The organism is Treponema sp. TIM-1 (genome assembly GCF_046533115.1).
GTDB lineage: Bacteria > Spirochaetota > Spirochaetia > Treponematales > Breznakiellaceae > JAIRMO01.
Genome location: NZ_JAJQRC010000034.1, coordinates 20,901 through 33,855 on the forward strand (window position 1 = coordinate 20,901; position 12,955 = coordinate 33,855).

Genomic DNA, 12,955 nt, shown 5'->3' on the forward strand with positions numbered 1-12,955 from the left:
GTATTAGAGGGGATCCCCGGTCCACACCGGGCGGCCCTGACGCCTTCCCCCAAAGAGGACCGCCTGGGTATAGCCGGCCTCCAGGAGGGCTTTTCGGGCTTCGGCGTAATATCCCCCCAGATGTTCCGCCCGATGGGCATCGGCGGTAATGGTAAGGGGGATGTTTTTTTCTTTAAGCAGCCGTAAAAAGCGCGGTTCAGGATAGATTTCATCCGTCCAGCCCCGGATGAGGCCGCCGGTATTAACCTCGACCACGATGCCGGATTGGGCCGCCAGATCAACGGTTTTTTGCAGATGGTTACGGTAGGTTTCACTTTTCCGGGAAAAAAACCGGTCCCCCCGGTTGTTTTTTTTGATAAGATCCGGATGGGCCAGCAGGTCAAAGCCTCCGGCGCGGATCATGGCATCCACCGCGTTCCAATAGGCCTCCATTACCCCTTCTCCATCACCCCCAAAATGTTCCCGGACCTTGGGGCCGAATTCTTCCAGGGGCTCATCCACCGTAAAGGGAGGGGACCCGTCCGGAGGAATCACATAGTGGACCGAACCGATAAGATAGTCCAGGCCCAGGGATTGAAAGTCCCGGTCCGCGGGGCCGATCATCCCCTGGATATAATCCACCTCAAGGCCGAGGTAGACCGAAAGTTTCCCCTCCCAGCGGAGGCGGGCGGAACGGACCTCGTCAAGGTATGCCTGGAACCGGTCCTCGGGGATATGCCAGTCCGAAGCCAGGCCGGTCTTTTTACAGATGGGCGCATGGGAACTGAAGCCCAGGGAAACAAACCCCCGTTCATAGGCCGAACGGCAGAAGGTTTCAATGTCATCCTTTCCGTCACAAAAGGTGGTATGGGTATGAAGAGAGGAATATACCATATCAATCCTCCGGAAAAGTTTCCGCCGCCGCCTTAAACCGGATAAAGGCTTCCCGAAAGAGGGGGAGGCATCCCGTTATTTCATCCCGGTTCATGGCTTTGTAGGCCCGCTCCAGCCTTTCGGCGGCCTGGCCCAATTCCCGGCCCGAGAGGGTAAGGGCGCTGCCCCTGATGGTATGGACTATGCGCCGCCCTTCCTCCCAAGCTCCCCGTTCCGCCAGGCCGGGAAGCTCGTCGATCTGGCCGGCGGTCCGTTCCAGAAAACGGTGGAGCAGGGGTTTTATGATTTCGACCTCATTGAGAAAAGTATCCAGCAGATCCCGATGGTTGAAAACCGCCGGTTCCGGGGTAAGGGAAACCGGGGCCGCCGGGACTGCCGGCGCCGCTCCGCTTATCTTGACGGGCATGACCCGTACCGGGGCAGCCCGCTTTACCCCCCGGGAAACCACCACTGCGGGCGTTGCCCCCGGGACGGGAAGCGGCGGGGAGACCGGCGGCACCCCCAGGACCGGGCCGGGCTGGTCCCGGCCGATCTCCGGGGGGGGACCGCGGCGCTCAGGCGCTTCGGGAGGGGGAGACGGCGATAGGACGGCAGCATCCGGTTGGGGGGCATGTAAGCTGGCCCGGGCTAAAAGTCCTCGCCCGGGGCTTTGGCTCGGGCCGGGGGCCGGGTCGTCGTTTTCCGGGGACGGTAACCATTTACGGAGGAGTCCTTCGATATCGGAACGTTTGAAGGGTTTGAGCAAGATATCGTTGATGCCGGACTTTAAACACTGGGCCCCCTCATCCGGAAGGACGCTGGCGGTTACGGCGATAATCGGCTTGGTAAATCTCTGTTCCCGCAGCTTTTGGGCCGCTTCGTACCCGTTCATCCGGGGCATCTGAATATCCATAAAGACCAGGTCCACCGGGAAAGATCCGGCCTTATTCAGGGCGTCAAGTCCGTCATCCGCGGGGATAAAACCGTACCCCAGTTTTTCCAGGATCATCATCAAAAGTTTTTGATTGACCGGATGGTCCTCGGCGATTAATACCAGGGGTTTGCCGGTATTAGTGGCCGGGAGGGGGACGGAGGGAAGGGGCGCTTCCGGACCGGCCATTTCCCTGAAAATTTCCCCGGATTGGACCTTTTCGGAAAGGGAAATCCCCTCCTGTTCCTGAGCTGCTTCCAGGTCCACCGGGGGTTCCGAGAAGGTCTGGGCCATGATCGCCGCCAGGTCATGCCGTTTGATGGGCTTGTTGATATAGGCGTTAAACCACCGGAGCAGGGTCATCTTCGCCTCCGCCCCCAGGAGGCCGTGGGGAACCATCAGGATAAGCCGGGTATCGTTAATGGCCGTGTCCCGGTTGATTTCCGCGGCCAGCCGCCAGCCGTCCATCTGGGGCATGATCATATCGATCAGGCATAGTCCATAGGGATTTTTTTCCCGGACCGCGGTTTGCAGCAGGGCCAGGGCTTCCTGGCCGGAGGCGGCCATAGCGGTATTTTGGTACCCGATATCGTTTAAATAGGCGTTGATAATAAGCCGGCTCTCCTCCCGGTCATCCACCAGGAGGATCCGTTTATCAAGAATCTGCCGGCCCGGGGGGACCGGTTCCCCGGGGGATGCTGTCCGTTGTATGGGTATGGAAAAACGGAATACGGACCCTCCCCCTTCCCGGGGAACCATCTCTATCCTCCCGCCCATAAGTTCCACCAGGTTGCGGGAAATGGCCAGTCCCAGGCCTGTCCCGCCGAAATGCCGGGTATTGGAAGGATCCGCCTGGAAAAAGGTGGTAAAAAGGTGGTTCCGGCTTTCTTCCGGTATCCCGATGCCGGTATCCGCGACAGCCACGGCGACCGCTTCCTTTCCCTCAAAATCCGTGAGTCGGGCGGAAATAGTTACACTCCCTTCCCGGGTAAATTTAACCGCGTTTTTTACCAGGTTTATGACGATCTGCCGGAATTTATCGGGATCTCCCCGGACGGTGGTGTCCAGTTCCGCTGAGATATCCAGGACAATTTCCAGGCCCTTTTTGTGGGCTTCCAGGGCGATCAGCTCTACCGCCTGTTCAATGGTTTGTTCCAGCTTAAAATCGGTGTATTCCAATTCCATCTTACCCGCTTCTATTTTGGAAAAATCCAGGATATCGTTGATCAGGGAGAGGAGGACCTCGGCGGCGAATTTGACCTGCCGGGAATATTCCGCCTGTTCCCGGTCGAGTTCGGTGTCCTGGAGTAATTCGGTCATACCGATGATGGTTTGTATGGGGGTGCGGATCTCGTGGCTTATATTGGCCAGAAACTGGCTTTTGGCCTCCATGGCCCGTTCGGCCACTTCCTTGTCCTCCTGAAGCCGTTCCCCTTCCTGCCGTTCCTTGGTCTGGTCATGCATGGTAAAACCAATGAAGGGCCCCCGCAGGGGGAGCTGCGCGTCGGGGTTGGCGGCGATGACCCAGGCGTAGATCCGGAACCAATGCAGGACGTTTTGACTGTCATGAAAGGGGGCCTCAAATTCCACCTGGTTGACCGTACCGCTGGTGAGCCGGGAGAAAAAATTGGCAAACCGGAGGGTTTCGCGGATGGAGAGATAACTGGGGCTGGGGGCGTTCCCGGAACCGGAAAGGGCCTGCATGAGTTCATTAAACCGAAGATTCGACTCAAGGATAAGTCCGTTCTTATCCGCGATAGCCATGGCCACCGAGGATTCTTCAAAAAGTCTAAAAAATGGGCTATTATGTCGTTCTAATTCCATGAATAGGGGCAACCTTTAAAAACTCGATTTGAGAATTTCCATGGTTTTCTTTAAAATATCATCCGGCTTTAAGGGTTTTACCAGATAACTTTTTATTCCCAGTTGGAAAGCCCGGATCACCATATCCCGTTGGGTGACCACGGATAATACAATAACCGGCGGACAGTTGTTTCCGGTCCTCATGGCCTGTAAAACATCGAAGCCATCCGGCTTGGGCATCAACAGGTCCAGAAATACCAGGTCAAAGCCCTCAGTCTCGGCATCCGCCAGGTAGCTGGCGCCGTCGGAATAGGTCTTAACCGTCGGCTCCAGGGACTTGAAGGTATTTTTTATCAGTTCCTGAATCGAAAAATCATCATCCACCACGGCGATGGTCAGATTTTTAATGTATTCTTTTATGTTTTCCCCGTCTGTTTTTTCTTCCGTCTCAAAACGGAGGTGCATAAAATCACCCTTGGCCGTAGTATCCGCGGATAACACCCTTTGCTCAAGAATTTCCGCTTCTTTTCCGTCATATTCCGCGGGATCGGAAAAATTCGCAAGCAGTCCGTTCATGGCATACTGCAAATTGGAAATCACTTCAATATCGGCGTATTCCTTTTGCCCCTCAATAAATTTACGTAAAAAAACATCCTTAGTCAAAAAACGGACGTTTTTTGGCGCTGTTCCCGAGGATTTAAGGATCACCTCCAGCAGCTTCTTGATATTCGGCGCATCGGCAAAATTCAGGGTGATGTCGCTGACCATCACAATGATCTTGGGCAGGTGGATCTCGTACAGGGTGATAAGCTCCCGAATTTTAAAAAAGAGGAGGTCCAGTTTATCCCGGTTAAGCCCCTGGGCGATCTCCACAAAAATGATATCATCGTTTGCGTGGGCCTCCACTATCCCCGGGGTTTCGTCTATATCAAAGGTCACCCCCAAAATAGCTTGTATCGCGCCGCAAAGGGCGTCGATTCTGACCGGTTTGGTAAACACCTTTTTAACATCATAGGGAACGAGCTCAATGAGCCGGTCCTGGCCGATATGCTGGGCCATGATGATTACCGGGGTATTTACCGTATTGGGGCTTTCTTTTTTTTGCTTAAGGATCTCCCGGCAGCCATCTTTTTTCAGGTGATAATCCATAATAATCAAATCCGGTACCTGGGTCCTGAGCTTCGAGATGCCGTCCAGGGTATTAATGGCAGCGATTACTTCCACCTCCGGATTATCCAGTTTCAACCGTAAATATTCACGAAGTAGGGGTGATTCATCGATAACAAGGATTTGCTTCATGGCTTCCTCTGAATTAGGCTTAGGACCCACGCAGAAATAATATGACCGAATGGTCATATTGTTTCTGCACAGGTCCTTACGGGAGCCTCCGCCCCCTCCGGTTTAGTTCCCGGAAAACCCCACCAGTCATTGTAGGGCAGCGGGGGAGTTCTGACAAGTATGAAAAAGGAGGGCAAAAATTGCCCGGGGTTCCTTTGAACAGGGGGGAGGCCGTGCGGAGTTCCTCCTGTTCCTCATTCCCGTTCCGCCCCATCTCAGAGAAATCCGCCGTCAGGCAGGATGCGAGGAAGTTTCAGGCAGGGCATCCCACCAGGCGCTTAACGTCATGAGGGCCATGAGCAGAAACAGAAGGAAGGGGTATGCAGTCATACTGATGTTGGTGATGACAAAACCTCCTGCGGCGGGAATCCCGATGGCACCGATATTACTCACGGCGAACTGATATCCCGTGATTGCCGAGGAATTGGCGGCACCGAAGCGTATGGGAGTTTCGTGGATTATGCTGGGGACAACAGGGGCCATCCCGAAGCCCAAAAGGACCAGGGCCGCCAACGAAAACCATGTTCCAGGTAGGAACAGAAAAACGCAGCCCAGAAACATGATACCGCAGCCCAATCGGATGAGTGTCCTGCCCGGCAGGGCTTCGTTGATGATCCCTATGATAAGACGACAAACCACGATAAAGATAAAAAAGGCCGAAATCCAGCTTCCGGCAGTTTCTGCCGGAAGTCCTTTTTGCATTGTCAAGTAGGTAGGAGCCCAGACCTGGACCATCCCGAGGATAGAGCCCTCGCAGAAGAAGGAGAGCAGCGTGGCCTTGACCCCGGGGATGGTCAATACCTTCTTCCTTTCCCTGTCCTCCCCGGCAGACGGCATCTCCGGCATAGCGGGAGCGGAACTCACCCGCTTCCACAGGGGGAAGGAAAGCAGCAGCATCGCCGTAACCCCCCAGCAGATCATGGATACGGAGAAATAACCTGACTGCCACCTTTTTCCATGGGAAATGAAATATGACATGATAAGGGGGCTGAGGGCCGCCCCGGCGCCAAAGAAACAGTGGAGCCAGTTCACATACCGGGCCTGATAATGGATGGCAGTGAAGTTATTGAAGGACGTGTCCAGCAGGCCGGTACCGTATCCCAGTACAAAAGACCAGACGAACAGGAGAGCCCCAAAGGGAGCCAGACAGAAGCCGAGGAGTCCAAGGGCGATCAGCGCCGCCGACACCGTACCGGCCCGGTACGATCCCAATATCCTGATCGTCCGACCGCAGAGAAGGTTGGCTATTACGGTGGCCCCGACCATCACCATTTGAAAAACCCCGGCATAGTACAGGGGCAGATTCAGATCCCGGTACATCACCGGCCATGCGGTACCCAGTAGGGTGCCTTGGAGCCCTATGCTTGTATAGGCCGCATAAAGCACCCACAGGAGGGCAATAGAGGCTAATTTGGTTCTGTTTTTCATACAATGTGCTCTCTGTATCTCATATTATACACTACCGTGCCTTATTACCAAGTCGGCACGGTGTCTCATCGAAAATATAACACAAGGGCGGGTTCGCCTCATTTTGAAAAAGCAATCTAAAGCAATAGATCATCCCGGCGGAGCAACAGTCAATCTCAAACCAGCCGGGCCTCCACGGTCCGCCAAACGCACCGGAAAGACAACGTACAGACTAATTGAACCATAGTTCGCAGCTTTGGCGGGATATCGTTGTTCAAGCGAACAACCCCATTACAATAACTCAAAAGAAACATGATAATCGTTCTTTAACATTATTTCCTTAACGAAAGCGCAATCTTTAAGTTTTTTTGGTTCTTTTTGTTTGTAAAAATTTATCTCATCCATATATCGTGTTAAGAACCCCTGGCAACCTATGTCCAGCAGAACAGTATCCTCAAGCGCTTCCACAGAACCTTTAAAGAATTTAGGTATATGCAACAGATCCCGTGTGTTGGCGGTGAACGGCTCCATACCTTCAAGGCTTACACGAACAGAACCACTGAATACATCATAGAGGTGAGGGAAGGGATGCGTCTCTTCCCAGGATAACTTAAATCCTTTCTCCAGGCGAAGTTGCCAGACTTCTTTGAGCCCCATTGTCTCCCAGCGCCCGACTTTGAGCTTTAATGATATCCCCTCGAAAGAATACTCGGCAAAGGCAAATTCATACGGCCTGATGCAGTGAATTTGTTCCGGAGGCACATCCCGGCATTCTGGAATTATATAATCGTACCATGATGATTTGTCACGAGTAGCGTTGGCTTTCTTGAACTCCGGACTTAAGTATATGTCCTTATGACGATCACGGAAAGCACGTTCTTCTATCATGAACGGGGTAAGCCAAAGCCCCTGATGAAACGCACGCCAGATGCTGTCATCTTCGAGGCAATGTACGGAATGAGGGGTAAATGGCATAATGTGTACAATGTCGCCTTTGTGTACAGGAGCTTTCTTGGAAAGCGAGAGAATTTCAAAAGACCCTTTATCCACGAGAAAAGTCTCATAACCGTTCATGTGTTCGTGGGATGGTACTCGGTTATCAATATAGTAATTCGCATCGGCGACTTCGTTGAGACCGTATGGCCCGGGTTGAATAAAAAGTTTACAACGCGCCCTCGGATCGCTACCGTCAGCAAACTCATCAACATTGAAAAGGAAATCATTTGGCGTAATGTGTATACGAGAAGTATCCATAAATAATACCTCCAATTTACCAGCTAAAGCATTTTTTTAAACATGCTCCCATATATGAAATAATACTACTGAGAACAGGAGTATGCCTGCCTATTTACATTCCGCCGCGGTTTGAGGCCCAACACCTTCCCAATCTATATAATCAATATGCCAGTCATGGAAAGCATAGATATACTTGATTAGACCATATTCGATCTTGAAGATATCCGTGACGTATCCCGGCGGCTCAGAAGGCGGACAGTTAACCATATGAGTAGTGGAAATACAGATGCCCGTATCTACATCCACTACGGGGTAGCGTCGTTTAATACAATCCCATTTAAATTCCGCGTTGTCATACGCCGTTCGTACGCTTTCCGGGTGGAACATTTCGTCGGTAACCGGGGTTCCTACTTCAAAACGCCGGGCATCGGGGTGAATTGGAACAATTTTTGAATCAACAATCTTTTGTACACCGTCCCAGTACAAAGACACGATCTTAATCATCTCTTCCCTGGTAGATTTAGCCTTTTCCGGCAGGGGAGTTTCCATGATCCGGGGAGGCGTCATCTGGTGGGGCAGGACCCACAGGGCAGAACCGGTCTCAGGGCGGGCAACTTCTTCGATTTCGATTAATTTACCTTCTGAGTTAGCGGTAAGGCGGGCATAGTATATCCACCATTTCTGGGGACCGTGCAGCCACTTTGGATCCTCTACCTTCATGATTTTAAGTCCAACATTATTGGTTATTACACCGGAAAAACAGACCGTATTGGTTAAGGGATCGACAAAGGTTTGCCGGTAAGGTATTCGGCGGGGTATGCCCCATACATCGCCTTTTCCCAATTCCACTTTTGGCCCTTCGTAGGTACATTTGCAATTCGGCGCTGTCGGAACATCCTGCGGCCTATTATGAATCAATGCCTCTGTAAATTTTACCGCCAGGGTAAGCAATTCTTTCTCTGTCATCTTTCTTCCTCCAAAAAAATCTTTGAGATAGGAAAACTAAAATATAGCCCGCAATTATAGCGCCTTTACCTTAAGCCCCGCTCCCATAAACGAAATAAAACCGACCGAGAACAGGAGTATGGTTGCCTGCACTACATCTTTAAGCCAATAGGAAGCGTTAATCATAACAAGGCCATTTTGAATGATAGCCAAAAGAACTCCGCCAAGTACCGCTCCGGGAATATTAAATACGCCGGGACGCAGGAATGTGGCGCCAAGCATCAAGGCACTTATAGCGCCAAGCATACTCTCATTACCCATACTGGGACTAACCATGCGTATAGTAGCCGCGGATACAATACCAGCAGTGGATATGAACATTGTACATAAGACAAATCCAAGGGCTTTCGTCCTTCGAACATTGATACCTACATGAGCCGCGGCTTCAGGATTATTACCTACCGCATAAAAATAGCGGCCTATACGCAGTTTTGCCAAAATAATATACGCAAGAATAGCGCATATCAGCAGAACCCATAGAGGATTTGGAATCAGGCCGAAAGTAAATTTCTGTCCCAAATAAGTAAATATCGGAGGCCAGTTAACAGAAACATAGTTGCCGCCTCCGGTAAGATTTTTACAAACGCCTGAAAGCATGGTGGACATACCCAGCGTTGCGATAAAAGCCGGCATCCTGATTTTAATAACCAAAAAAGCATTAGCCAGTCCTACACAGGCCATTATCAGTAGTGTCAAAACGATTGCAAGGGGATATAAGTGCCTAAATGCAGGCTGATGCATAATTTTTCCGATAACGACGGCGCCCATGGCCATTTCATAGGCGGCCGCAAAGTCAATTTCACCTACGGAAAATACAAAACATAAACCAATCGCCATGGTACTTAAGGTTACCGACGAACGCATAACCTCCATAAGGTTTCCCGAGCGGAAGAATCTTGGTTCCACAATGCCAAACCCTATGGCTACGGCAATAACCAAAAACAGGAGAAAATACTTGACAAAAAACATGAGTTTGGCGTTTCTTACAGGACCTGCGGTGTTAATTTTACTCATACTCCCCTTCCAAGTGCTAAATTTAAGATATCCATCTTCGAGAATTCATCCCGCTTAAACATACCAACGATATCACCATCAACAAAAACATATATTTGATCGCAGACAGTCAGCAATTCGTTAATTTCGGATGAGACAAAAAGAACCGCACGGTTCTGATCTTCCGCCAGCTTGCGTATTTTCCGATAGATTTCAAATTTTGCCCCAATATCAATACCGTTCGTTGGTTCATCCAGCACGACGATCTTGTTGTTCTCAATCTCTATCGAACGGCCTATAATAACCTTCTGCATATTACCACCGCTCAATTCAAGAATGCCCTGGTCTACATTCGCCAATTTGACATTGTGCTTTTCTACTATTTGATATACAAATGCCCGCAAGGGACTTTTTTTCACCCACCGCAGCAACGGAGCGGTATATTTTTCATTCAAAAACAGGATGTTAATATTTTCTTCTATTGTTTGTTTGATAAACACGCCATGGGCGCGTATTTCCGGCGTTAGAATAAGCCCCCTTTTTATATTTCCCTCCGGATATAATTCTTTAGGCGTTAATTTATTCCCTTGAAAAGTTATATCTATTTTTTCTGAACGCCTGAGGCCGTAGAGCATTTCTACACATTCGGTACGTCCCGATCCGACAAGGCCGTAAAAACCAGTTACCTGTCCCTGATACAGATTAAAACCCAATTTATGCTCATATCCGTCATAGGTACAGGGACCGACGGATAATATAGGATCACCTGATACACTTTGAAGTTTGACATCAACCGGCTCAAGTTCAGCCTGACGTATCATGGCGGCTACTACTTCTTTTAAATTTGTATCTGTTACCTGCTTGGACAAAGTAAGTTTACCGTCAGTGAGCACCGTTACCTGATCCGCTATCTGAAACACTTCCTCTAATTTGTGGGTAATGTAGATAATGGGCAGCCCCATATCATCACGGGCACGTTTAACAAACTGCAAAAAAGGCTCAATTTCACCTTCGCCAAGAGAAGCGGTAGGCTCATCCAAGATCATAAAAATGGGTTTATGATAAAAGGCACGCAGAATCTCTATCATCTGCTGAGTCCCCGCGCTCAAATTTGCGATAGGAACATCCAGAGGCAGATCCACTCCCAGTTCCTTTGCAAGGTCATAGGCCTTCTTCCGCGCCTCTCTGAAATTGATAAAACCCGCTTTGGAAGGTTCACTTCCCAGACATATGTTTTCCGCTCCGGTAAAAGTCGGAACCATATCACGTTCCTGATAGAGCATGCACACGCCCGACTTTAAGGAATCGGCAGGACTTTTAAAAACTACCTTATTCCCATTTAGATACATTTCACCCGTAGTGGGTTGTATATTTCCGGTTATCAGTTTGCAGAGCGTTGATTTACCCGCACCGTTCTCACCAACAACAGCATGAACCTTTTTATCATATATCTTCAGACTAAAATCCGATAAAGCCAACGTACCGGGGTACTGCTTGGATAAATTCACAACTTCAAACGCTACTTCCGACATTTCCCCATTCCTTTCCCAACGATGAATTACTAACCGCTCATTACTATTTTGTTTATTTCATCCGCGATCCGGTTATCCTGATATGATGCCCTACATACTGCAGGCGTACGGAGTTTTAGCATTTTTGCCGTTTTCCGTACACCCACAGTAAAAATTGTACCTCCCCTTCTTTGTCTTGCCAAAGAAAAAGATTTACGAATTTTTCAGGAAACCCCGACTATTGCCACTTATAAACCTCAGGGAAATCAGGGCTTGTCCAGAAATACCACGCATCTTTATCGTCCTCATCATAATAGTCAAAAATGGTATGAACACTTTCACCGGCAGCCGGAGTAGTACTCCTGGTAATAATAGCACCGGCTAACGTAGTATTGCCACCCGACACATCGGCCATACATTTTCCATCGCCGGGAGTAAGGCCCTGAATCTGAATCTGCGCAGCCAATTCACAGATGCTGTGTATTTGAAATTCGGGCGATTGGGCATAATTATACGCTATACAGGTATTACCCTGGCGCATATTTGCAACTACGCCCGGCGAGCCGCCAATGGTAAATATTTTAAGATCATCTATCGTCCGGCCCGCGGCAACGGCTGATTCGTTCGCTACCAGCGCATCGGCATCAGCGCCTACGAAAACCGCATCTATATCTTTACCATACTTTTGGTTCCAGGTCTGCATGAAGTTGTATACCTGTTCCTGCAGTGATAGGGCAGAGGAAAAATCCACGGACTGTTCGTCCAAAAGACGCAGATTTGGAAAAATCGCGTCATTCTGCAGGTAAGCATTTACCGGTAAGGTCCTTTCCCAGACCATCGCAAAGGTATAACCGGTAGTAATACAGAAATCCCCTTCAAAGTTCAGATCGCTGGCGACCTTATAGAAAAGTTCCAAAGCGCAGACCCCGTTAGCCAAGTTAAAATTGGTAATAACGCCTTTTGTAGCCGTACTGTCACACGCGTAAAGACCTATTCCCAGATTACGTGATGCCTCGATTAAATCCTGCTTGTTGGCTAAACTATCCATGCCGGGAATAATAATTACATCAACGCCGAAATTGTTTGCGGTCAACCAGCCGGTACGAATCCGCTGCTCATCCATGCCTACCTGGATGTAACGTATTTCCCAGCCCCGGTTATATCCTTCGATATTGATTTGATGATACAGCCTGTTATCATCTTCCTGATCGAGGGTACCGTACAGATAAGCGACGACAAGCTTCTTGCCGTCAACGCTCATTTTTGGCCGGGGATACTCGTCAAATGTGGGCAAACTGCCGGTATCCGCCACGGGAACGGGAGTTTTTTCTGATTCAGCGGCAGCAACAGGAGCAGCGGTGCTTTCGGCATTCCCGCTGTCAGAACAGGAACCTACGAATATTGCAACCAGTAGAAAAATCAGCAAGCCCGTCAAGATTCCATTGATTTTACCTTGTCTTTTCATTTCAAAATCCTCCTAAAATAAAATTGCTTATTGAGGCTGTTTCAAAACCTCAGGGTTGAAACAACAACCTTGGATGTAAGAGAGAAGCAGATACTTGGCCGCCTTTTCTGGAATCCGGTTCAAAACCAACCAGGTGGTGAACTGGAGTAGAAATTTAATGTTTATGAAAATTTCGCCATAAAATTGAGGCGTATACGGCCACATAAACACTCGGAGTTTATAAGAGAAACTATGCACGGTTACTTTTCCAAAATTGAAGCATTGAAAAAGCACTGTATTGTTTTTTTTGAAAAAAAATGCCTTATTCGCCCCTACTTGGCACGGTTCTTGCTGGGGGGGGGGGGGGGGGGGGGAAAAAAATTAAAAAAAAAAAAAAAAAAAAAAAAAAAGGGGGGGGGGGAAGGGGGAGGGGGG

9 protein-coding genes are annotated in these 12,955 nt (G+C 49.6%); all 9 read right to left on the minus strand.

Going from position 1 to position 12,955, the window contains the following annotated elements:
• Nucleotides 1-3 precede the first annotated feature (3 nt).
• A complete protein-coding gene (locus tag LQZ21_RS11505; RefSeq protein ID WP_411044532.1) occupies nucleotides 4-873 on the minus strand; it encodes a histidinol-phosphatase in 870 nt (289 codons plus the stop codon).
• A 1-nt stretch (nucleotide 874) separates the two neighbouring features.
• Nucleotides 875-3,547 carry a hybrid sensor histidine kinase/response regulator gene (locus tag LQZ21_RS11510; RefSeq protein WP_411044534.1) on the minus strand — a complete coding sequence of 891 codons (2,673 nt, stop codon included), beginning with the start codon at nucleotides 3,545-3,547 and terminating at the stop codon, nucleotides 875-877.
• A gap of 75 nt (nucleotides 3,548-3,622) precedes the next feature.
• A complete protein-coding gene (locus LQZ21_RS11515) occupies nucleotides 3,623-4,885 on the minus strand; it encodes a response regulator (protein WP_411044536.1) in 1,263 nt (420 codons plus the stop codon).
• Nucleotides 4,886-5,155: 270 nt separating this feature from the next.
• Entirely contained in the window at nucleotides 5,156-6,352 is a 1,197-nt protein-coding gene (locus tag LQZ21_RS11520; RefSeq protein ID WP_411044538.1) for an MFS transporter, read from the minus strand.
• A gap of 270 nt (nucleotides 6,353-6,622) precedes the next feature.
• On the minus strand, nucleotides 6,623-7,585 hold the full coding sequence (locus LQZ21_RS11525) for a cupin domain-containing protein (protein WP_411044540.1): 963 nt from the start codon (nucleotides 7,583-7,585) through the stop codon (nucleotides 6,623-6,625).
• Nucleotides 7,586-7,675: 90 nt separating this feature from the next.
• Nucleotides 7,676-8,533, minus strand: a complete 858-nt coding sequence (locus tag LQZ21_RS11530) for a DUF8021 domain-containing protein (RefSeq protein WP_411044542.1) — start codon at nucleotides 8,531-8,533, stop codon at nucleotides 7,676-7,678.
• A gap of 54 nt (nucleotides 8,534-8,587) precedes the next feature.
• Nucleotides 8,588-9,586 carry an ABC transporter permease gene (locus LQZ21_RS11535; RefSeq protein ID WP_411044544.1) on the minus strand — a complete coding sequence of 333 codons (999 nt, stop codon included), beginning with the start codon at nucleotides 9,584-9,586 and terminating at the stop codon, nucleotides 8,588-8,590.
• The gene (locus tag LQZ21_RS11540) at nucleotides 9,583-11,097 is read right to left on the minus strand and encodes a sugar ABC transporter ATP-binding protein (RefSeq protein WP_411044546.1); all 1,515 of its coding nucleotides are present in this window, start codon (nucleotides 11,095-11,097) and stop codon (nucleotides 9,583-9,585) included. The genes LQZ21_RS11535 and LQZ21_RS11540 overlap by 4 nt, the downstream gene beginning before the upstream one ends.
• Nucleotides 11,098-11,314: 217 nt before the next feature.
• Nucleotides 11,315-12,541: a sugar ABC transporter substrate-binding protein gene (locus LQZ21_RS11545; protein ID WP_411044548.1), complete on the minus strand. Its 1,227-nt coding sequence runs from the start codon at nucleotides 12,539-12,541 to the stop codon at nucleotides 11,315-11,317.
• Nucleotides 12,542-12,955 lie beyond the last annotated feature (414 nt).

Coding starts and splice junctions, on each gene's coding strand:
- LQZ21_RS11515 (WP_411044536.1), bottom strand. CDS start 4,885: ATGAAGCAAATCCTTGTTATCGATGAATCACCCCTACTTCGTGAATAT.
- LQZ21_RS11505 (WP_411044532.1), bottom strand. CDS start 873: ATGGTATATTCCTCTCTTCATACCCATACCACCTTTTGTGACGGAAAG.
- LQZ21_RS11525 (WP_411044540.1), bottom strand. CDS start 7,585: ATGGATACTTCTCGTATACACATTACGCCAAATGATTTCCTTTTCAAT.
- LQZ21_RS11545 (WP_411044548.1), bottom strand. CDS start 12,541: ATGAAAAGACAAGGTAAAATCAATGGAATCTTGACGGGCTTGCTGATT.
- LQZ21_RS11530 (WP_411044542.1), bottom strand. CDS start 8,533: ATGACAGAGAAAGAATTGCTTACCCTGGCGGTAAAATTTACAGAGGCA.
- LQZ21_RS11535 (WP_411044544.1), bottom strand. CDS start 9,586: ATGAGTAAAATTAACACCGCAGGTCCTGTAAGAAACGCCAAACTCATG.
- LQZ21_RS11520 (WP_411044538.1), bottom strand. CDS start 6,352: ATGAAAAACAGAACCAAATTAGCCTCTATTGCCCTCCTGTGGGTGCTT.
- LQZ21_RS11510 (WP_411044534.1), bottom strand. CDS start 3,547: ATGGCTATCGCGGATAAGAACGGACTTATCCTTGAGTCGAATCTTCGG.
- LQZ21_RS11540 (WP_411044546.1), bottom strand. CDS start 11,097: ATGTCGGAAGTAGCGTTTGAAGTTGTGAATTTATCCAAGCAGTACCCC.